Here is a 19809-nt window from a genome sequence, read left to right as displayed (position 1 = left end):
GGCAAATCAAGTCGAGGTAATATGAACGCGGCCCCGCCACAGCCGGGCCGCGCTCAAGCGACCGGTATAAAAGGCGCCGGTATCGAGATTGAGCCGCAAGCCGTGGACTTCGGCCTGCCGGATTGGTGTATGGCCGTGCACGATCAGCTTCGGCAACGGCTGCGCGCTATCGTGGAAGCGCGAGCGGATGAAGACGAGATCGTCATCCTGCTGCTCGGAAATCGGCCTGTCCGGATCGATGCCGGCATGAACGAACAGCACCTCGGGCGTGTCCAGCAGGATCGGCAAGCGCCGCAGGAAATTGACGTGATCGTCAGGCAGCCAGGTCCTTATGAAGGTGTCGAGCTGCTTCGACTTGGGATGTTGCTCTCTCAGCTTTTGGATATCCACACCGTAGGAAGCGAGCGTCGCGTCGCCGCCGAGCGCCACCCAATCCTCAAGCGATATCTCGCCGTCGATATAGGCAAGCATCGCCATCTCGTGATTACCCGTCAGGCAAATGCGGTCGAAGCCGTTTGGCGGCGGTGCCATTAGGCGGCCGATAACCTGCGCCGAGGCCGGGCCGCGATCGATGAAATCTCCGAGCATAATGATGAGCTTTCGCCCCGGCAGCCCCGCCGCATCGGCGAAGATCTTGCGCTCCAGCGCGCTCAGGAGATCGTAACGGCCATGAACGTCGCCGATGACATAGGTGGGCATGTCGAGATGTTCGAGCCGTTCGCGATGCCGGCGAGGGCCGAAGCCACTGGCCATTTTTTCGCGTATCCTAGATGCCGCCATGAAACTGCCTTTCGAGCGCACACCCCGGAACGCCTCAACTATGTCTGCAAAAAGGACTCAAAAGCGACGATTCTTTGCCAAAAAAGCAGGAATCGCGCCCATGATCGATATCGCGATCGGCCAAGGCCCGCGACAGCGGATTGACTTGCGGCAAAGCGTCCCGAACAGCGCCTTTATGCATGGAGAAAGTTGACAGTGCGTATCCGCAATCCTATCGCGCTCGCCAAGCCGGCGAAATCGACACCGCATCAACTGGAACGTCGCACCCATGGCACGTGTAAACCTATCGTGAAGCCCTGATGGATCCGACGACAGCGCTCCAGCTCTGCCGCTTTCTTCATGATGCGTCGCTGATGCTTCTGTGGGGTGCGAGTGCCTATCTCTGCCTGCTCGTGCCGAAAACGCTGGCCGGCACCGTCTGGCGCATGTCCGCAAGACCGTTTTTCGCGATTACCGCCATTGCAACCGTGACGGTACTGGCAGCGCTGCCCGCAACGACGGCGAATATCGGCAATGGATGGAGCGACGCGCTCGATGCCGGCATGATCCATGACGTGCTCTTCCAGACCACGAGCGGCCTGGCCTGGCAGGCACAGGCGGTTGCGGCCGTGGTCATGGTCGGCGCCTTCCTGCTGCCGGAAAGCTGGCGACGGCGCGGGCTGGCGCTGGGTTCGGGCCTGGGGCTCGCCTTCCTTTCCTTGACCGGGCACGCCTCGATGCTGGAAGGCTGGCCGCGGCAGGCGCATCGTGCCAATGATATCCTGCATGTCCTGACCGCCGGCGGCTGGCTGGGAGCGCTCGTGCCGTTGATCCCCATTCTGCGGCTTCTCGACCGCGCGGATTGCCGGGCGGAAGCGCTTGTGGCGTTGCGGTGCTTCTCCAATGCCGGGCATGTGGCCGTCGCGCTCGTCATCGCCACCGGCATCGTCAACACCATGCTGATCCTGAAACGGCTGCCGACGGACTGGTCGTCGCCCTACCAGAAACTGCTTGGCATCAAGATTGCGCTGGTCGCCGCCATGGCGTTTCTGGCGATCGTCAATCGCTATGTCTTCGTTCCCTGGATCGGCCGCAACCATAGCCGCGCCCTGAAGGCGCTCCGGCTTGGAAGCATCGCCGAGATCGTCATCGGCATGGCAGTGATCGGGCTCGTCGCCGTCTTCGGCATGCTGGAACCCGTATAGGTCACGGCTTCACGCGGTTCCTCACGGAGAGCCGCCAAGCGATTTCACCACCGTACGAACAGCTTCGGCATCGCTGGTCGCCGGCCTGTATTCCAGCCCCACCCTGCCGCGATATCCCTGCGCGAACAGCCAATCCAGCCGTTCCGCCAAATCGATGTGACCGGTGCCTGGATCGCCACGGCCGGGATGATCGGCGACATGAAGATGCACGATCCGGTCGATCCGATCGCCGATAACCTCACGCGTATCCTCGCCCATGACCGCGGAATGGTAGAGATCATAGACGATGCCGATTTCCGGACGGCCGACCTCGTCGACGATATCAAGGCCTTCCACTGTCGAAGATAGATAGTAGCCGAGATGATCGATCTTCGTGTTCAACGGCTCAAGGCCGAGGCGAACGCCGGATCCTTCAAGAAGATCGGCGCCGGCTCTGAGGGCGGCAACGAGAGCCGACCGCTGCCCGGCACGCGAAAATTCCGGCAGATCGTCACCGGCCTGCGCGATCAGAACCGGCGCGCCGAGGCGCTGCGCCACGCCAACGGACTCGCGCAAACCCTTCAGCCAAGTCTCCTTGTTTGCCGGATTCGTCAACGCGACCATCGGCTCCGCCACCAGGCCGGAAACCGCAATGCCGGTCTCGGCAACGGCGGCGGCGATCGCGTCGAGATCCTTGTTCGTCCAGTGCCAGAATTCGACCGCATCCAGCCCCGCCTCATGCGCCAGCCGTATACGGTTGGCAAAAGCATCGCCGTCGCGCGCGAACAACCACTCGATACAGGCCGAAAACTGCCGCATTGAAATCTCCTCCCACATTCCCGTCAGCAATGGGCGGGATCGGCGGCGACCGCAAGGGGCGTCAACGGTTAATCTGCGGCGGACGCCGTGCGGAAGAATCGATGGCTTCCACGTTGATTGCGGAGAGCACGCGCATGTCGCGGCGGAAATCGGAAGGCGTCATGCCGGCAATGTGGCGGAAGGATTTGTTGAAGGCGCTGATCGAGCCGAAACCGCTGTCCATGGCGACCTGCAGCACATTGGCGCCGTCGCGCATCAGCATCGCCTGGGCGCGCGAAAGGCGCAACAGGTTCACATATTTGGCCAATGTCATGCCGGTCGATTTCTTGAAGAGGTTCATGGCGTATTTCGGATGGAGATGCGCCGCCTTGGCAATATCGACCGTATCGATGTCATGCAGAAAATTGTCGGCGATGAAATCGCACATCCGCGCCAGGCTGCGCGAGGATTGCGGATGAGCCTGGTCGTTTACCAGGCTTCCCGGCTTCTCCGGCACCATGCGATAGGGTTCGAAGGCAATGCGCTCCAGGCGCAGGAGAAGTTCGGCAACGGCATGTTCGGCCTTGGCGCCATCATTGGACATGACGTAACGGTGCCATCGGGCGAAATTTTCGTCGTCCGCGGCATCCGTCGCCGAGCTTATCAAGGCCTGCCCGCGAATGAGGCGGCCGGAAATATCGAGCGGCAGCCGCAGGCGGAAGAAATGCACGAGCGGCAGATGTGCGCCCGCATAGATCGAATCCTCGGACAGGTCATCCAGCTGATGCGGCTGTCCGCCCCAGAAAAGGCAGATCTCGCCGGCTTTCAGAATAAGCTCGTGATCGCCGATGCGGTAGTGCACGGTGCCACGCACGATATAGTTCACTTCCACCTGCGCGTGCCAATGCGGCTTAGCCATCGGCAATGGGTGATTGTGGAACATCTGCAGGATCGTCGGCAGCCCTTCGACGCTGCTCGCACCCGGCTGATAAACCGCCTGTTGACCCACCTTACTTTTCGCCAAGTCGATGTTCCCTTTTTAGGAGACAGAAGCGTACCGACAGCTAGTTTAAGCGCGTTCGCTTGCGGACAGCAATTGAAAAGGGAGGATTTTCAATGCGTTTAAAACTTGCTGGAGCGACGGCCCTCGCGGCCCTACTCGCTTCCGGTTCTGCCTTTGCGGAACAAACCACCATTACCGTCTGGAGCTGGAACATCGCCGCGTCGGCGCTGAAATCCACGGTCGAGGGGTTCAATAAGAAATATCCGGACATCAAGGTCGATGTACAAGACATCGGCAACCCGCAGGTCTTCGACAAGATGCTGGCCGCATGCGCTGCCGGCGGCGACGGCCTGCCCGACGTCATGTCGATCGAAAACCACAAGGCATCGATCTTCTGGAACCGCTTTCCGGACTGCCTGACCGATCTGACGAAGCTCGGCTACAAGGACGAACTCAAGAAGCAGTTCCCGGATTTCAAGCGCGCCGAGCTCGAAGTGGGTGACGCCGCCTATGCGATGCCCTGGGATTCCGGCCCGGTCACCATGTTCTATCGCCGCGATATGTATGAAAAGGCCGGCGTCGATCCGGCAACGATCAAGACCTGGGACGATTTCATTGCCGCCGGCAAGAAGATCTCCGCCGCCAATCCGGGCGTGATCATGACGCAGGCCGATCTCAACGGCGACACCGAATGGTTCCGCATGCTCGCCAATGAACAGGGCTGCGGCTATTTCTCGTATGACAGCCAGAGCATCACCGTCAACCAGCCGGCCTGTGTGAAAGCCCTGGACAAGGTGAAGGAGATCAAGGACGCGGGCTTGATGAGCGCCGCGAACTGGAACGAGAAAATTCAGGCGAACACTGCCGGCAAAGTGGCGTCGCAGCTCTATGGCGGTTGGTATGAAGGCACCGTCCGCTCCACCTCGCCGGATCTCGCCGGCAAATGGGGCGTCTACCCGATGCCGAGCATGACGGCCGACGGCCAGCATGCGGCCAATCTCGGCGGCTCGTCGCTGGCGATCGCCAGCAGCTCGAAAAACAAGGAAGCCTCCTGGAAGTTCCTTGAGTACACGCTTGGCACCAATGAAGGCCAGGTGACCATGCTGAAATCCTTCGGTCTCGTGCCGTCGCTGCTGACGGCGGTCAAAGACCCCTTCGTCAACGAGCCGCAGCCCTATTGGGGCGGGCAAAAACTCTGGGCCGATATTCTCGCAACCCTGCCGAAGATCCGCCCGAGCCCCGGCACCCAGTATTTCAGCGACGCCGATGAGGTCATAAAGGCCGTCCAGACGAAATACCTCGCCGGCGGCTATCCAAACGGCAAGGCCGCGCTCGACGATGCAGCCCAGCAGATCGCCTCGGCGACAGGTCTGCCGCTCGCGAAATGAGTGACACTGCCGGACGCGCATCCCAAGCCGCGCCCGGCATCCCCGCCGCCCTCAGGGCGGCGGGGATGCGACGTCACGTGTCATTTCACCGCGCATAAAGGAGAAGGCTTTCATGCGGTTGCGAAACCGGAGCGCCTATGCGTTCCTTGCACCCTATCTTCTGGTGTTCGCCGCTTTCTGGGTCTGGCCGATCATCGATTCGTTCCTGATCTCGTTCCAGAACACCCGGGTTAATCCGTGGACCTTCAATCTGTCGCTCAATTGGGGGCGGCTGTTCGGCGACCCGGCCTTCTACAACGCGCTTCAAAACACGCTGATCATCCTGATCGTCCAGGTACCCGTCATGATCACGCTCGCCACGGTCATGGCGGTGTTGCTGAATTCACCGCTGTTGAAGGCACGCAGCATTTTTCGCTTTGCTTTCTTCGCACCCGTCGTCGTTGGAGAGGTGGCCTATGCCGCCGTCTTTCGCCTGATGTTCAACGTCGATTTCGGTGTCATCAACAAGCTGCTCGGCACGGTCGGCTTCGCACCGGTGTCGTGGTTTTCCGAATCGCATGCCGCAATGGTGCTCATCATCATCGCCGTCACGTGGCGCTGGGCGGGTTACAACGCCATCATCATCCTTTCCGGGCTGCAATCGATCCCCGAGGATGTTTACGAGGCTGCGACCCTCGACCGCGTCAACCGCTTCCAGCAGTTCATCCACATCACCCTGCCGCTGTTGAAGCCGATCATTCTGTTCTGCGTCGTCCTATCCGTCATCGGCACCATGCAGCTCTTCGCCGAACCATATCTGATCACCAACAGGGGTGGCCCCGGCGGCGGGACGGAGACGCTCGGCCTGTTGCTCTATCGCCAGGCCTTCCAGTCGACCAACTTCGGCTATGCCTCCGCGATCGCCTACACGATGGCGGCGCTCGCCGTGGCCATTTCTCTTCTCAATCTCTGGGTGGGGCGCGAACCGAAATGAAATCGAAGTCCAAATCCACTCTGATCCGCTCGCTCGCCTTGCACGGCCTGCTGGCGCCGCTCGCCATCATCTGGCTGTTTCCGCTCTGGATGATGTTCGTCTTCTCGACCATGCCCGATTACGGCATCTTCAGCCCCGGCATCATCCTGACACCGTCGACCGGTTTCATGGACAACGTCCGGAACCTGCAGGCAGACACCAACTTCATCGGCGCTATGACGATCTCCATCGTTGTTGCCGTCGTCTATACCTGCCTGTCGGTGCTGCTGACCTCGATGGCGGGATGGGCGCTGGCGCGCTACCAGTTCGCCGGCCGTTCGGGCGTCATCGGCATCATCCTCGGCACGATCACGCTGCCCTACTCCGTCGTCGTCATCCCGCAATTCATCATGGTGGCGCGCGATTTCGGGCTGGCCAATTCATGGGTCGCCCTGATCGTGCCGCCGCTTTTCAATTCGCTCGGCGTGCTGTTCATGCGCCAGGCCTTCTCGATGATGCCGGGCGAACTCTTTGACGCCGCCCGCGTCGAGGGCGTCAAGGAATGGCAGATCTTCCTGCGCATCGCCCTGCCGCTCGCAAGGCCAACCATGGCGGCGCTCGCGATCATCCTGTTCCTGGCCTCCTGGAACAACTATCTCTGGCCGCTGCTCATCAACTCCCGCCCGGGAATGATGACCGCGCCCGTGGCGCTCGGAACGCTGATCGGCCTCACCAGGGTCTCCTGGGGCGGCATCATGGCCGGTGCGGTCATGCTGACGGCGCCGATCCTCATCATCTTCGTTCTCCTGCAGCGCCACTTCATCGCCGGCATCGCCGCCGGCGCAATCAAATAATTCCGGGAGATCCGTATGGCTGAACTGTCCCTTACCAATATCGTCAAACGCTACGGTTCGCTGGAAATCATCCACGGCGCCAATCTCGATGTGAAGGACGGCGAATTCGTCGTCTTCGTCGGGCCGTCCGGATGCGGCAAGTCCACGCTGCTGCGCATGATCGCCGGATTGGAAGACATCACCGGCGGCGAACTCAAGATCGGCGGCCGCGTGGTCAACGACGTGGAACCGGCTGATCGCGGCATCGCCATGGTCTTCCAGTCCTATGCCCTCTACCCGCATCTGACGGTCGAGCAGAACCTCAATTTCGGCCTGCGCATGAATGGCAATCCGAAGGCCGATACCGACCGCCGCGTCAAGCAGGCAGCCGATATCCTGCAGATCAGCGAGCTGATGCAACGCAGGCCGAAGCAGCTCTCGGGCGGCCAGCGCCAGCGCGTCGCCATCGGCCGCGCCATCGTGCGCGAGCCGCAGATCTTCCTGTTCGACGAGCCGCTATCCAACCTCGACGCGGAGCTGCGCGTGCAGATGCGCGTCGAAATCTCGCGTCTCCACAAGAAGCTCGGCACGACGATGATCTACGTCACGCACGACCAGACCGAGGCCATGACACTGGCCGACAAGATCGTCGTGCTGCGCGGCGGCAACATCGAGCAGGTTGGCGCGCCGCTCGATCTCTACGACGATCCGGCAAACCAGTTCGTCGCCGGCTTCGTCGGCTCGCCGAAGATGAATTTCCTGCAGGCCGAGGTCATCGACAACCAACCTGGCCGCATCGCCATCGTGCTCAAGGGCCAGCGCAACGTCCGCCTGACACTGCCCGTCACCTCGGCAAAGCTGGAGGTCGGCCAGCCGGTGACGCTCGGCGTTCGCCCGGAACATTTCCTCGAAGCCGGGCGCGGCGAGGTGGACATGACCGTCGATGTCGACGTCGCGGAGCATCTCGGCAACACCAGCTACGTCTACGCCAATGTCGAAGGCGGCGAGCAGATCGTCATCGAACGTGAGGAGTCCCGCAGCACGGCCAACCGCGACAAGCTCACCGTGGCGCTGGCGGCGGCCAAGACATTCCTGTTCGACAGCGCCGGCAACCGATTGCGATAGGCGCTCCCTCCTCCCAAGACAGCATGCAGATTTAGGAAAGGATCGTTCCATGACCACTGAGACCTCAATCCGCTGGGGCATTATCGGCCCCGGCAGGATCGCACAGACTTTTGCCGATGGTATCGCCCATTCCCGCAGCGGCAAGCTGGTGGCGATCGCCAGCCGCAATCCGGACAAGCCGGGTCTCGGCGACGGTTTCCCGGGTGCGCGTATCGTTAGCGGTTATGAGACGCTGCTGGCAGACAAGGACATCGACGCCGTCTACATCGCCACGCCGCACACCGGCCATGCCGAATGGGCGATCAAGGCAATCCGCGCCGGAAAGCATGTGCTTGTGGAAAAGCCGATCGCTCTCTCGGCCTTCGATGCCGGGGCCATCTATTACGAAGCCAGGAAGGCCGGTGTCTTCGCCGGCGAAGCCTTCATGTATCGCGTCCATCCGCAGACGGCGAAGCTGATCGAACTCATCAAGAGCGGTGCGATCGGTGATCTGCGCATCATCCGCACCTCGTTTGGCTTCAACATGGGCAAGGTAAATCCGGAACACCGGCTGTTTGCCAATGAAACGGCCGGCGGCGGCATTCTCGATGTCGGTGGCTATCCGGTCTCGATGGCGCGCCTGATCGCCGGTGCAGTCGACGGCAAGCCGTTCCTCGATCCCGACAAGGTTTCGGGCGTCGGCCATCTCGGCCAGACCGGCGTCGATGAATGGGCGTCCGCCATCCTGAAATTCCCGAACGACATCATCGCCGAAGTTTCCTGCTCGATCATGGCGAACCAGGACAACACGCTGCGCATCATCGGCTCGGAAGGCCGCATCGAAGTGGCAGACTTCTGGTTCGCATCCGGCCACAAGGGCGGCGTTGGCAAGATCGAGCTGATCAAGGGCGGCGAGACCCAGACGATCGAGGTCAAGGAAGAGCGCTGGCTCTATTCCTTCGAAGTCGATGCGGCTGGCGATGCCATTCGCGCCGGAAACAAGGAGTTCGCCTATCCTGGCATTAGCTGGGCGGATTCGATCGGCAATCTCCGCGTTCTCGACCAGTGGCGTGCGTCAATCGGCCTCGAATACGAGGTGGAGAAGGCATCACGCCGGACGAAGAACATCGCCGGCGCGACCGTCACCAAAGGCAACAGCATCCCGAAACGCAGCATTCCCGGCATCTCCAAGCCGGCATCGCTCGCCACGCTCGGCTTCGAATTCTTCCCGAATTTCGCAGCCGCCTCGCTGACGCTCGACGCCTTCTATGAGGCCGGCGGCAACGCCTTCGACACAGCCTATGTCTATGGCGGCGGCAAGACGGAAAGCATCTTTGGCGACTGGCACACCAGCCGCAACGTGCCGCGTGAGGAAATCGTGCTGATCGGCAAGGGCGCGCATTCGCCGCTCTGCTACCCGGACATGATCCGCAAGCAACTCGACCAATCCCTTAATCGCCTGAAGACCGACTATGTCGACGTCTACTTCATGCATCGCGACAATACCGACGTGCCGGTCGGTGAGTTCGTCGATGCCATGGATGCCGAGGTGAAGGCCGGCCGCATTCGCGGCATCTTCGGCGGCTCGAACTGGACGCGCGCCCGCTTCGACGAAGCCATCGCCTATGCTCAGAAGAACAGCAAGGCGGCACCGGCTGCCCTTTCCAACAACTTCTCGCTGGCGGAAATGCTCGATCCGATCTGGGCTGGGTGCGTCGCGGCCTCCGACGACGAGTGGAAGGCATGGCTCAATGCCAAGCAGATCCCGAACTTCGCCTGGTCGAGCCAGGGCCGCGGCTTCTTCACCGACCGCGCCGGCCGCGACAAGCGCGATGACGAGGAACTGGTCCGCGTCTGGTATTCCGACCGCAATTTCGGCCGCCGCGACAGGGCGATCGAACTGGCGCAGAAGCTCGGACGCAATCCGATCCACATCGCACTCGCCTATGTCGTCGCGCAGCCCTTCCCGGTCATTCCGCTGATCGGCCCGCGCACGGTCGCCGAGCTGGAGGACAGCCTTTCGGCGCTCGACATCAAGCTGACGCCGGAGCAGGTGAAGTGGCTCGAAGGCTGAGATAGGTCTTCCGTCCAAAGTCAGCACTGAATCAAAAGGCCCATCCGGTTCCCCGGATGGGCCTTTTCATGTGTACCTGAATGATCGCCGAGAGGTCAGGCGGCGAAATCGAATGCTTTCGTATCCGCCCCTTCGAGCCGCAACAGATAGGCCTTGCGCTCGAGACCGCCGGCAAACCCTCGGAGATCGCCGGCCGAGCCCACGACGCGGTGGCAGGGCGCGATGATCGAGATGGGATTGCGGCCATTGGCAGCGCCGACCGCACGGATCGCCTTCGCCGAGCCGATCTCCGTTGCGATCTGGCTGTAGCTGCGCGTCTCGCCGAAGGGGATGGCGAGCAGCGCCTGCCATACCTTCTGCTGGAACTCCGTTCCGGCAAAGTCCAGCGGCAAATCGAAGGCCTGCCGTTTACCGGCGAAATATTCGCGCAGCTGCCGCTCTGCCTCCAGCAGGACTGGATGGCTGTCGTCCTCGGCCACGATCAGCAGCGGCACGCGGCCTGGCCGATCATTGTCCCAGAGGATCGCGGCAAGCCCATCATCGCTGCCGACGAGCTTCAATGCACCGACAGGCGAATTCACGATCCGATAGACATACTGCTTTTCTGCATTTTTCGGAGCTTTGGTCATGCCGATATCCTTTCCTTGAATTGCGCTCATGGCATAGGGCGAGATTGCCTCTAATAAAGCGCTGATGTCCGTATTGGACCTCAAATGAGGCTCTCCAGCCACCCGAAAACAGACAGCGGGCAGCGAAATCCCGGCATTTCCGGATTCAAGCTGGCAGCCCCAAGATGACGCAAACGGCACGGTCGCGCTTGGGAAACGGGCTGGAATTGTGTAAAACGAGATAGAACCGATCATTCAGCATGCGGAGCCCGATATGACAGTTCGCCCGCCGCGCAATTTCAATCCATCGCAAACGAAGGAGACCGGCCTCGGTATCCTCGAATATGAGATGATGTCGGAACGAGCGAGCTCGCTCGGCCACCACGGCATGAAGGTGGAGGCAGCACTTGCCGCGCTGCAGGAGGGCGAGGCCAAGGGCAAGCAGGGGGTGGAACACGAGCGGCTGGTGGATGCCGCCGCTGAAGCCGTCTGGGGAATGTTCATCCACCGCGAGATCTGCGGCCTGCGCAACAGCCGCGATATCATCCAGCGCTACGGCATTCCGAACAAGGTGCTTGCGCGCCTCGGCGCCAGCCCGCGCCATCCCTAAAAGTGCTTGGCCACCGTTTGAAAAACAGGGTGGTGGCTTGAGGCGGTTCATGATTCGAGCTTCTGATGTGGATAGCGGCGAACCAGGCCCCGGATGGCCGCCGGTGTTGAGGAGACCTCAAGCGCGCCCGTTGTTGGACTGGGCGACACCCTGTAGATTGAAACCTTGGAGATTGGAAACATGGCGCTCAAGCGGATGGACAACGTGGGAATCGTCGTCGAAGACCTCGAAGGGACGATTGATTTCTTTCGCGAACTCGGCCTCGAACTCGAAGGGCGGGCCACGATCGAAGGAGAATGGGCCGGACGTGTCACTGGACTGGGCGATCAGCGTGTCGAGATTGCCATGATGCGCACACCGGACGGCCACAGCCGGCTCGAGTTCTCCCGCTTCCTCACGCCGACCGTCGTCGCAGATCACCGGAACGCCCCGGTCAACGCCCTAGGCTACCTCCGCGTCATGTTCACCGTTGATGACATCGACGAGACGCTTGAAAGGCTCCGCGCGCGCGGCGCGCAGCTCGTAGGCGAAGTCGTCCAGTACAAAGACGCGTATCGGCTCTGCTACATCCGTGCGCCTGAAGGGCTGCTCATCGGCCTCGCCCAAGCACTCAGCTAAGCACAATGCGAAGACAAATGGCTAGGAGTGACCAATGTCGGCGAGCGCGTCCGAGGCCGATCCACCTGTTCGAGGTCCATCCCTCCGCGATCGGCCGCGTTGTCGCTAAGCGCGATTAGAGCAATTCCAGGAAAAGTGCGCAGCGGTTTTCCCGCAATCACTCTAAACTTCAGGATTTCAGGATCGCCTGGAAGCGCGGATCGAAGGCGTGGCCGATCGGCTCGGCCGCCGCGCCGCGCGCCACGGCCCAGGGGTCGGTCATGCCGAGCTGCAGGCGCGGCAGCAACCGGTCGGGACGATCGGCATTGGAGGGCAAGAGCGGCTGCATGGCGGCGATCAGCCGCTTTGCCAGCGCCGGGGGCGCGCCGCCGCACAGAATCACGGTCTGCGGATCGAAGATGGTTTCGATGAGCTGCACGCTCCAGCGCAGGTCGACCGCCGCCCTTTCGATCCAGGCGAGAACATCGGGATCATCGGCGGCAGCGCGCGCGTTTATCAGCGAATAGATATCCGGCGCCATCGGATCGACGCCAAGATGACCGTAGAGAGAAGCCAGCGATGCGCGATGCTCCAGCTGGGTCAGCCGCCCGCCCGCCGCCAACAGCGCCATGCCGATTTCGCCGGCATTGCCATGGGCGCCGCTATAGAGCTCGCCGCCGAGAATGAGCCCCGCGCCGATACCGTAGCCGACATAGAGGCAAACGGCATGATCGAGCCCATGCGCGGCGCCGACCATGCGCTCGGCGGTTGCGCAGGCGGCGGCGTCGTTCTGCAGGGTGACGTTGAGACCGGTTCCGGCCGACAGCGTTTCCAGCAGCGGAAAGCGCTGCCACGCGCCCATCATCCAGGGATTGTCGGCCTCATCCTGCTCGATACCGAATGGGCCTGGCATCGCTACGCCGAGGCCGACGAGCCGCTTCTCCGCCTGCGCCACGCGCTGCTTGAGTTCGCCGCGCACTTCCTCCACCAGCCGCAGGACGACGGGCGTGCCCATTGCCGGCCCACCGGCCGGCAGGTTCGCTTCCCTGCGAATGAGGACGTTGCCGACGAGGTCGACGGCGATGGCGCGGGTGACGTGACGGTCGATCTGCAGGCCAATGGCGAAGGCACCTTCCGGCACGAGACCATAGGGCGTCGAGGGCTGCCCCCGGCCGCGACGCACCGTTTCCCGCGAGGTCACCAGTCCGTCATTTTCCAGCTCCTCCATGATGTTGGAGACCGTCTGCTTCGTCAGGCGGGTGGCGCGGGCGAGATCGGCGCGGGAAAGAGCGCCGTTCAGCCGCAGGGCATCGATGATCACCCGCCGATTATGGGCGCTGGTGCCTTCGTGGTTCGTTCCGCTCGTGGCCCTGATCGGGCGATTCTCGTTCATCCGCATTTGCCTCTTGACACCAATAGAATATTGAAGAACAAATTAGTCAAGACAATTGACTTAAAAGAAACCACAGAGTTTCATCAGGGAACCTAAGCGAGCCAACGGGCTCCGAAGACGCTCCGATCGATGTTCGGCAGCCGGCCCGGCCAATTGCCTGCTCGACAACCGATGGCGACGCTTCAGCCGCCATTGGAAAAATCGCGTGACTGTCAAAAAAATGGAGGATGGAATGTTGAAATCATTGAACAAGACATTGCTCGGCGCAGCACTGATCGGCGTATCCTTCGCCTCGCATGCCCTTGCCGAAACGACGATCAATGCCCTCTTCATGGCGCAGGCCGCCTATAGCGAGGCCGATGTGCGCGCCATGACGGATGCCTTCACCAAGGCCAATCCGGACGTCAAGGTCAACCTCGAATTCGTTCCCTACGAGGGCCTGCACGACAAGACCGTGCTGGCGCAGGGTTCGGGCGGCGGCTACGACGTCGTGCTGTTCGACGTGATCTGGCCGGCCGAATACGCGACCAACAAGGTTCTGGTCGATGTATCCTCGCGCATGTCTGACGACACGAAGAAGAACGTCCTGCCGGGCGCCTGGACGACGGTCCAGTATGACGGCAAGTACTATGGCATGCCTTGGATCCTTGATACCAAGTACCTGTTCTACAACAAGGAAATCCTGGAAAAGGCCGGCATCAAGACGCCGCCGAAGACCTGGGACGAACTGAACGAACAGGCGAAGACCATCAAGGACAAGGGCCTTCTGGCAACGCCGATCGCCTGGAGCTGGTCGCAGGCCGAGGCCGCGATCTGCGACTACGCCACGCTCGTCAGCGCCTACAAAGGCGATTTCATCAAGGACGGCAAGCCGGACTTCCAGACCGGCGGCGGCCTCGATGCCCTGAAATACATGGTCACCAGCTACAAGTCCGGCCTCACCAATCCGAATTCCAAGGAATTCCTCGAAGAGGACGTCCGCAAGGTCTTCGAAAACGGCGATGCCGCCTTCGCGCTGAACTGGACCTACATGTACAACATGGCGAACGACCCGAAGGACAGCAAGGTCGCGGGCAAGGTCGGCGTAGTGCCGGCGCCGGGCGTTGCCGGCAAGAGCGACGCTTCGGCCGTCAACGGCTCGATGGGCCTCGGCATCACCTCCGCCAGCAAGCATCCGGACGAAGCCTGGAAGTACATCAGCTTCATGACCTCGCAGGCGACGCAGAACCAGTATGCCAAGCTCAGCCTGCCGATCTGGGCATCGTCCTATAGCGATCCGGCCGTCACCAAGGGCCAGGAAGAGCTGATCGCGGCCGCAAAGGTCGGGCTTGCCGCCATGTACCCGCGTCCGACGACGCCGAAGTATCAGGAACTGTCGACCGCACTTCAGCAAGCGATTCAGGAATCGCTGCTCGGCCAGTCTTCACCTGAAGACGCGCTGAAGTCGGCTGCCCAAAACAGCGGTCTTTGATAATCTACTGCATAATTCCTTAAATCGGCTCGATTTAAGGATAAAATTATGCAGCGAATTTAAAGCGTTACAGCGACCTTTGCGCGTCATATATGACGCGCGGCGCTGTAGACGGGCGGTGCCAGTCTCCGCCCGTCTCCTATCCTCCATGATGAATGAAAGAAGGGGCCTGCCATGTCCGGCACCTCTATGACAACTCGCGCCTGGTTTTTGATGTTGCCGCTACTCGTGGTGATGGTCGCCGTCATCGGCTGGCCGCTCGTCGATACGGTCGGCCTTTCTTTCACCGATGCGAAGCTTGTCGGCACCGGCGGCAATTTCGTCGGCATCGACAACTACGCCAAGATGCTGGCGAACTCCAATTTCCAGCGCACTTTGATCACCACGGCCTGGTTTGCGATCGTCTCCGTCGCCGCCGAAATGGTGCTCGGCGTGCTCGCCGCCCTGCTGCTGAACCAGGACTTCAAGGGCCGAGGCGTGCTGCGCGCGCTGATGATCCTGCCCTGGGCGCTGCCGACCGTCGTCAACGCGACGCTCTGGCGCCTGATCTACAATCCCGAATACGGCGCGCTCAACGCAGCGCTCACCCAGCTTGGCCTGCTTGACGCCTACCGTTCCTGGCTCGGCGAACCTGGCACGGCGCTGACGGCGCTCATCGTTGCCGACTGCTGGAAGAATTTCCCGCTGGTGGCGCTCATTGCGCTTGCCGCGCTGCAGGCCGTGCCGCGCGATATCACCGCCGCATCGCTGGTCGATGGCGCAGGGCCCTTCAAGCGTTTCCGCTTCGTGATCCTTCCCTATCTGGTGGGACCGCTGATGGTGGCGCTGGTTTTGCGCACCATCGAGGCCTTCAAGGTCTTCGACATCATCTGGGTAATGACGCGCGGCGGCCCGGCAAACAGCACGCGCACGCTGTCGATCCTCGTCTATCAAGAGGCCTTCTCCTTCCAGCGAGCTGGGTCCGGCGCGTCACTCGCCCTCATCGTCACGCTCTTGGTCACGGTGCTTGCCGCTGCCTACGCCGCCCTTGTCCGCAAAACCGCGGGGAGTGCCACCTGATGGAACGCAAGAGCCCGCTCTTCACCTGCTTCATCTATATCTCTGCCATCCTGCTCGCCGTCGTCATCCTGGCGCCGATCGCCTGGCTTTTCATCATGAGCATTTCGCCGGCTGCCGATCTTGCCGCCAAGCCGCTGCGCTGGTGGCCGCAGACAGCTGATTTCTCGCGCTATAGGGCGTTACTGTCGACGCTGGAAAACAGCGAGGGAGCCGCCTTCACCTCGTCGCTGCGCAACAGCATCGAGGTTGCCGGCATGGCGACGACCGCCGCGATCGCGCTCGCCATCCCCGCCGGCTGGGCCGTGTCGCGCACGCCGTCGGTGGGATGGTCGCTTTCCATGGTGATCGCCACCTACATGCTGCCGCCGGTGGCGCTCGCCGTGCCGCTCTATATGGGACTTGCCTATCTCGGCCTGCTCAACAACGTCTTCGGCCTGGCGCTCGTCTATCTGACGATCCTGGCGCCGTTCACGACCTGGCTGATGAAATCCGGCTTCGATTCCATTCCGAAGGAGATCGAGGCTGCGGCGATGATCGATGGCGCCGGGCTGTTCCAGACGCTGAAGATCATCACGCTGCCGCTGGCCATGCCCGTGATGGCGACCTCGGCGCTCTTTGCCTTCCTGCTTGCCTGGGATGAATTCTTCTATGCGCTGCTCTTCACTTCCGACCAGCGCGCCAAGACCCTCACCGTCGCCATCGCGGATCTCGCCGGCGGCCGTGTTTCGGATTACGGACTGATCGCGACTGCCGGCGTGCTGGCCGCCCTGCCTCCGGTGCTGATCGGCCTTGTCATGCAACGCGCCCTGATCTCGGGCCTGACCAATGGCGGCGTCAAGGGATGACCATGACCAAAGAGAAAACACGCCCCGACGGCCTTGCCGCCATCGATCGCGAGATGGCCCGCCAGCATGCCGATGCGCTTGCCTCCTTCGAAGCCGCCGCCGATATGGCCGCCAAGGCCGCCGCCTCGCTCACGCGCACCGGCAAGCTGCTGTTGCTCGGCATGGGCGGCTCGCATGCCGTCAACCGCGCCGTCGAGCCGCTTTATCGCGCCGCCGGTATCGATGCAATCGCCCTGCCGCTCTCCGAACAGCTCGGCCAGCCGCTGTCGCTGGATGGGCGCACGATTTTCATGACCTCGCAATCCGGCGAAAGCGCCGAGGTGCTGCGCTGGTTCAACGAGACGGGCGGCACTGCCGATACCTTCGGCCTGACGCTGGAAGGCAGCTCCTTCCTTGCCCGGACCGCTCCGTCTCTCGTCGGCGCCGGCGGCACTGAGCTGGCCTTCGCGGCAACCCGCAGCCTCACGGTCACCTTCGCGCTGCACCTGGCGATCTTCACCGCTCTGGGCCAAGATCCGGCGCGCGCCTTGGCCGTGCTTCGTGCCCCGGAGACGCTCGATATTAAGCCGGCTCTCGCAGCCCTTGCCAATGTCGCGACAGTCGTCACATCAGGCCGCCGCCTGCAGGGCGTTGCCGAAGCGCTGGCGCTCGGCCTCACCGAACTGTCCCGCCGTCCCTGCTTCTCGCTCGAAGGCGGCCAGCTCCGCCATGGTCCGATGGAAATGCTCGGGTCCTCGATCGGCGTGGTGCTCTTCCGCGGCAATGATGCGACGGCGAACCTCGTGACGGCCATGGCCGTCTCCGCCGTCGAAACGGGTGCGCCCGTCATCATCTTCGATGGCTCCGAGGAAGAGCCGGTGCAGGGCTGCGTCACGCTGCGCTTCAAGCCGGAAACTGGCCTTGCCGCCATCTTCCAGATGCTGCCCGTCGCGCAATCGCTGATGATCGCCTTTGCCGACGAGCGGGTGGAAAACGCCGGCACGCCGGTACGCTCCACCAAGATCACCCGGAGCGAATGAATGAAGCCGCTTGCAGTCATCGGCAACGTCAATATCGACCTGATCCTCGGGCCGGCGGCGCCATGGCCGAAGGCCGGCACCGAGATCATCGTCGATCACGACGAGTTGCGCGTCGGCGGCCAGGCGGGCAACAGCGCGCTCGCCTGGGAGGGCCTCGGCGTCGATTATGAGATTGCCGCCAATGTCGGCAACGACCAGTTCGGACGCTGGCTGAGCGAAGCGTTCGGCGCCCGCAGCAGCAAATGGCCCGTCAGACCGGAGGGTACGACGCTCTCGGTCGGCATCACGCATCCCGATGGCGAGCGCACCTTCTTCACGACGCGCGGTCACCTACCCCGCTTCAATCTTGCCGACGTGCTCGCGGTTCTCGACGAAACAAAGCTCTCCGGCGGCTATGCGCTGCTGTGCGGCGCCTTCCTCACCGACGACCTAACGCAAGACTACGATGCGCTGTTCGACTGGGCGGGCAGATACCGGATCACGGTTGCGCTCGACACCGGCTGGCCGCTCGATGGCTGGACGGAGAGGAATTGCGATGCGACGCGGCATTGGCTTTCCCGCTGCGGCGTTGCGCTGATGAACGAAGTCGAAACGACGACGCTTGCGGGCATGGACGATCCGGCCGAGGCTGCGGCTGCTCTTCGCTCGCACATGCCTAATGGTGCCATCTTCGTCGTCAAGCGCGGTCCCGAAGGCGCGATCGCCATCGACGCCAACGGTAGCGTCATTTCAGCAGGCGCGCCGCGTGTGACCGTCGTCGACACGATCGGCGCCGGCGACGTCTTCAATGCCGGCTTCCTGGCCGCTCTTGCCCGCGGCGAGCCGCTCGCGGCCTGCCTTTCGGCAGGGACCGCGGTCGCTTCCCGCGCCATTTCCACTCTGCCGCGCAGCTACGGCCCGGCAAAAGCATCCGAGGAGGCCGTTCGATGAGCGCGCTCGAAATCCAGAACATCCGCAAGAGCTACGGCGAAGTCGAGACGCTGAAGGGCATCGATATCTCGCTCGAAAGCGGCGAATTCCTGGTACTGCTCGGCTCATCGGGCTGCGGCAAGTCCACGCTTTTGAACATCATCGCCGGGCTTGCCGAGGCAACCAGCGGCGATATCCGCATCGGCGATCGCTCCGTGCTCGGCGTGCACCCGAAGGACCGCGACATCGCCATGGTGTTCCAATCCTACGCGCTCTATCCGAACCTCTCGGTCCATCGCAACATCGGCTTCGGCCTGGAAATGCGCAAGGTACCTGCCGCCGAGCGCGACAAGGCGGTGCGCGAAGCGGCGAAACTGCTGCAGATCGAGCCGCTTTTGGAGCGCAAGCCGAGCCAGCTTTCCGGCGGTCAGCGCCAGCGCGTGGCGATCGGCCGGGCGCTGGTGCGCAAGCCGGAAGTCTTTCTCTTCGACGAGCCGCTGTCCAACCTCGACGCCAAGCTGCGCATGGAGATGCGCACGGAGTTGAAACGCCTTCACCAGATGCTGAAGACCACCGTCGTCTATGTGACCCATGACCAGATCGAGGCGATGACGCTCGCAACCCGCATCGCCGTCATGCGCGACGGCAGGATCGAGCAGCTCGGCACGCCGGACGAGATCTACAACCATCCGGCAACCCTCTATGTCGCGACCTTCGTCGGCGCGCCGCCGATGAACCTGCTGAACGCCACCGCCGACCAGGGTTCGCTCCGCATCGACGGTACATCGATCACGCTGCCCATACCATCGACGAAAGCGGAGATCAGCCAGGGACAGGAGCTGGTGGTCGGCATCCGGCCGGAAATGCTGCGTCTCGATGAGCAAGGCCTGCTTGAGGCGGTCTGCGAAGTGGCGGAACTGACCGGCCCGGAACTGATCGTGACCGCAAAAGCGGGTTCGCAGCGGCTGATGGCCTGCCTGCCGCCACGCACCGCGATCGCGGAAGGACAGGCGTTCAAGCTCGGCTTTGACGCCAGCGCGCTGCATCTCTTCGACCGCGCCACCGCACGGCGCTGCGAATAGAGCAATTCCCGGAAAAGTGCGCAGCGGTTTTCCGTCCGGAATTGCCAGGAAACAAACAGATGGAGCGGTTCCGAGATTCCGTGAAAAGCTGAACCTTTCCAGGCTTCTCGCGCATGGCCGG

At 62.2% G+C, this 19809-nt stretch carries 19 protein-coding genes; 14 read left to right on the top strand and 5 right to left on the bottom strand.

Features of this window, described 5'->3' with window-relative positions; translation table 11 throughout:
• Window positions 1-6 precede the first annotated feature (6 nt).
• Window positions 7-753 (bottom strand): metallophosphoesterase, encoded by a 747-nt coding sequence (locus CCGE531_RS00700; protein WP_245458941.1) that lies wholly within the window; start codon window positions 751-753, stop codon window positions 7-9.
• A gap of 326 nt (window positions 754-1079) precedes the next feature.
• Here CCGE531_RS00700 and copD point away from each other — a divergent pair, with 326 nt between their 5' ends.
• A complete protein-coding gene (gene copD, locus CCGE531_RS00695; protein WP_120662468.1) occupies window positions 1080-1964 on the top strand; it encodes a copper homeostasis membrane protein CopD in 885 nt (294 codons plus the stop codon).
• A gap of 21 nt (window positions 1965-1985) precedes the next feature.
• On the opposite strand, the gene CCGE531_RS00690 is transcribed toward copD, so the two are convergent.
• Window positions 1986-2762: a TIM barrel protein gene (locus tag CCGE531_RS00690; RefSeq protein WP_120662467.1), complete on the bottom strand. Its 777-nt coding sequence runs from the start codon at window positions 2760-2762 to the stop codon at window positions 1986-1988.
• A gap of 61 nt (window positions 2763-2823) precedes the next feature.
• Window positions 2824-3771, bottom strand: coding sequence for a helix-turn-helix domain-containing protein (locus CCGE531_RS00685; RefSeq protein WP_120662466.1), 948 nt, complete (start codon window positions 3769-3771; stop codon window positions 2824-2826).
• Between the two features lie 86 nt (window positions 3772-3857).
• On the opposite strand from CCGE531_RS00685, the gene CCGE531_RS00680 reads away from it, so the two are divergent.
• The 5 genes from CCGE531_RS00680 to CCGE531_RS00660 all read left to right on the top strand — a co-directional run bounded on the left by CCGE531_RS00680 (window position 3858) and on the right by CCGE531_RS00660 (window position 10095).
• Window positions 3858-5132: a sugar ABC transporter substrate-binding protein gene (locus CCGE531_RS00680; protein ID WP_120662465.1), complete on the top strand. Its 1275-nt coding sequence runs from the start codon at window positions 3858-3860 to the stop codon at window positions 5130-5132.
• A gap of 112 nt (window positions 5133-5244) precedes the next feature.
• Window positions 5245-6105: a sugar ABC transporter permease gene (locus tag CCGE531_RS00675; protein ID WP_120662464.1), complete on the top strand. Its 861-nt coding sequence runs from the start codon at window positions 5245-5247 to the stop codon at window positions 6103-6105.
• Window positions 6102-6938 (top strand): carbohydrate ABC transporter permease, encoded by an 837-nt coding sequence (locus CCGE531_RS00670; RefSeq protein WP_120662463.1) that lies wholly within the window; start codon window positions 6102-6104, stop codon window positions 6936-6938. Before CCGE531_RS00675 ends, CCGE531_RS00670 begins: the two co-directional genes overlap by 4 nt.
• 15 nt (window positions 6939-6953) lie before the next feature.
• Complete coding sequence (gene ugpC / locus CCGE531_RS00665) at window positions 6954-8042, top strand: sn-glycerol-3-phosphate ABC transporter ATP-binding protein UgpC (RefSeq protein ID WP_120662462.1); 1089 nt, start codon at window positions 6954-6956, stop codon at window positions 8040-8042.
• 49 nt (window positions 8043-8091) lie between these two features.
• The gene (locus CCGE531_RS00660) at window positions 8092-10095 is read left to right on the top strand and encodes an aldo/keto reductase (protein ID WP_120662461.1); all 2004 of its coding nucleotides are present in this window, start codon (window positions 8092-8094) and stop codon (window positions 10093-10095) included.
• Between the two features lie 95 nt (window positions 10096-10190).
• Here the strand turns inward: CCGE531_RS00660 and CCGE531_RS00655 are convergent, their stop codons facing one another.
• Window positions 10191-10724 carry a methylated-DNA--[protein]-cysteine S-methyltransferase gene (locus CCGE531_RS00655; RefSeq protein WP_120666336.1) on the bottom strand — a complete coding sequence of 178 codons (534 nt, stop codon included), beginning with the start codon at window positions 10722-10724 and terminating at the stop codon, window positions 10191-10193.
• A gap of 253 nt (window positions 10725-10977) precedes the next feature.
• On the opposite strand from CCGE531_RS00655, the gene CCGE531_RS00650 reads away from it, so the two are divergent.
• Entirely contained in the window at window positions 10978-11313 is a 336-nt protein-coding gene (locus tag CCGE531_RS00650; protein ID WP_120662460.1) for a DUF6665 family protein, read from the top strand.
• 180 nt (window positions 11314-11493) lie between these two features.
• Window positions 11494-11931, top strand: a complete 438-nt coding sequence (locus CCGE531_RS00645; RefSeq protein WP_120662459.1) for a VOC family protein — start codon at window positions 11494-11496, stop codon at window positions 11929-11931.
• 169 nt (window positions 11932-12100) lie between these two features.
• Here CCGE531_RS00645 and CCGE531_RS00640 read toward each other — a convergent pair whose 3' ends face one another.
• Entirely contained in the window at window positions 12101-13303 is a 1203-nt protein-coding gene (locus CCGE531_RS00640; protein WP_120662458.1) for an ROK family transcriptional regulator, read from the bottom strand.
• Between the two features lie 232 nt (window positions 13304-13535).
• Between CCGE531_RS00640 and CCGE531_RS00635 the strand changes: the two genes are divergently transcribed.
• The 6 genes from CCGE531_RS00635 (at window position 13536) to CCGE531_RS00610 (ending at window position 19688) form a co-directional block, all read left to right on the top strand.
• Window positions 13536-14774 (top strand): extracellular solute-binding protein, encoded by a 1239-nt coding sequence (locus CCGE531_RS00635; RefSeq protein ID WP_120666334.1) that lies wholly within the window; start codon window positions 13536-13538, stop codon window positions 14772-14774.
• A gap of 174 nt (window positions 14775-14948) precedes the next feature.
• A complete protein-coding gene (locus tag CCGE531_RS00630; RefSeq protein ID WP_120662457.1) occupies window positions 14949-15833 on the top strand; it encodes a sugar ABC transporter permease in 885 nt (294 codons plus the stop codon).
• On the top strand, window positions 15833-16678 hold the full coding sequence (locus CCGE531_RS00625; RefSeq protein ID WP_120662456.1) for a carbohydrate ABC transporter permease: 846 nt from the start codon (window positions 15833-15835) through the stop codon (window positions 16676-16678). The genes CCGE531_RS00630 and CCGE531_RS00625 overlap by 1 nt, the downstream gene beginning before the upstream one ends.
• A complete protein-coding gene (locus tag CCGE531_RS00620; RefSeq protein WP_120662455.1) occupies window positions 16675-17697 on the top strand; it encodes an SIS domain-containing protein in 1023 nt (340 codons plus the stop codon). Before CCGE531_RS00625 ends, CCGE531_RS00620 begins: the two co-directional genes overlap by 4 nt.
• Window positions 17698-18627, top strand: a complete 930-nt coding sequence (locus CCGE531_RS00615; RefSeq protein ID WP_120662454.1) for a PfkB family carbohydrate kinase — start codon at window positions 17698-17700, stop codon at window positions 18625-18627.
• Window positions 18624-19688, top strand: a complete 1065-nt coding sequence (locus CCGE531_RS00610) for an ABC transporter ATP-binding protein (RefSeq protein ID WP_120662453.1) — start codon at window positions 18624-18626, stop codon at window positions 19686-19688. The genes CCGE531_RS00615 and CCGE531_RS00610 overlap by 4 nt, the downstream gene beginning before the upstream one ends.
• Window positions 19689-19809: the final 121 nt, after the last annotated feature.

Origin of the sequence: Rhizobium sp. CCGE531 (assembly GCF_003627795.1) — a bacterium.
GTDB lineage: Bacteria > Pseudomonadota > Alphaproteobacteria > Rhizobiales > Rhizobiaceae > Rhizobium.
Note: the sequence above shows the minus strand (reverse complement) of the source record. Positions and strands in the feature narration are given on the sequence as shown.

Coding starts and splice junctions, on each gene's coding strand:
- CCGE531_RS00700 (WP_245458941.1), bottom strand. CDS start 753: ATGGCCAGTGGCTTCGGCCCTCGCCGGCATCGCGAACGGCTCGAACAT.
- copD (WP_120662468.1), top strand. CDS start 1,080: ATGGATCCGACGACAGCGCTCCAGCTCTGCCGCTTTCTTCATGATGCG.
- CCGE531_RS00690 (WP_120662467.1), bottom strand. CDS start 2,762: ATGCGGCAGTTTTCGGCCTGTATCGAGTGGTTGTTCGCGCGCGACGGC.
- CCGE531_RS00680 (WP_120662465.1), top strand. CDS start 3,858: ATGCGTTTAAAACTTGCTGGAGCGACGGCCCTCGCGGCCCTACTCGCT.
- CCGE531_RS00675 (WP_120662464.1), top strand. CDS start 5,245: ATGCGGTTGCGAAACCGGAGCGCCTATGCGTTCCTTGCACCCTATCTT.
- CCGE531_RS00670 (WP_120662463.1), top strand. CDS start 6,102: ATGAAATCGAAGTCCAAATCCACTCTGATCCGCTCGCTCGCCTTGCAC.
- ugpC (WP_120662462.1), top strand. CDS start 6,954: ATGGCTGAACTGTCCCTTACCAATATCGTCAAACGCTACGGTTCGCTG.
- CCGE531_RS00660 (WP_120662461.1), top strand. CDS start 8,092: ATGACCACTGAGACCTCAATCCGCTGGGGCATTATCGGCCCCGGCAGG.
- CCGE531_RS00655 (WP_120666336.1), bottom strand. CDS start 10,724: ATGACCAAAGCTCCGAAAAATGCAGAAAAGCAGTATGTCTATCGGATC.
- CCGE531_RS00650 (WP_120662460.1), top strand. CDS start 10,978: ATGACAGTTCGCCCGCCGCGCAATTTCAATCCATCGCAAACGAAGGAG.
- CCGE531_RS00645 (WP_120662459.1), top strand. CDS start 11,494: ATGGCGCTCAAGCGGATGGACAACGTGGGAATCGTCGTCGAAGACCTC.
- CCGE531_RS00640 (WP_120662458.1), bottom strand. CDS start 13,303: ATGAACGAGAATCGCCCGATCAGGGCCACGAGCGGAACGAACCACGAA.
- CCGE531_RS00635 (WP_120666334.1), top strand. CDS start 13,536: ATGTTGAAATCATTGAACAAGACATTGCTCGGCGCAGCACTGATCGGC.
- CCGE531_RS00630 (WP_120662457.1), top strand. CDS start 14,949: ATGTCCGGCACCTCTATGACAACTCGCGCCTGGTTTTTGATGTTGCCG.
- CCGE531_RS00625 (WP_120662456.1), top strand. CDS start 15,833: ATGGAACGCAAGAGCCCGCTCTTCACCTGCTTCATCTATATCTCTGCC.
- CCGE531_RS00620 (WP_120662455.1), top strand. CDS start 16,675: ATGACCATGACCAAAGAGAAAACACGCCCCGACGGCCTTGCCGCCATC.
- CCGE531_RS00615 (WP_120662454.1), top strand. CDS start 17,698: ATGAAGCCGCTTGCAGTCATCGGCAACGTCAATATCGACCTGATCCTC.
- CCGE531_RS00610 (WP_120662453.1), top strand. CDS start 18,624: ATGAGCGCGCTCGAAATCCAGAACATCCGCAAGAGCTACGGCGAAGTC.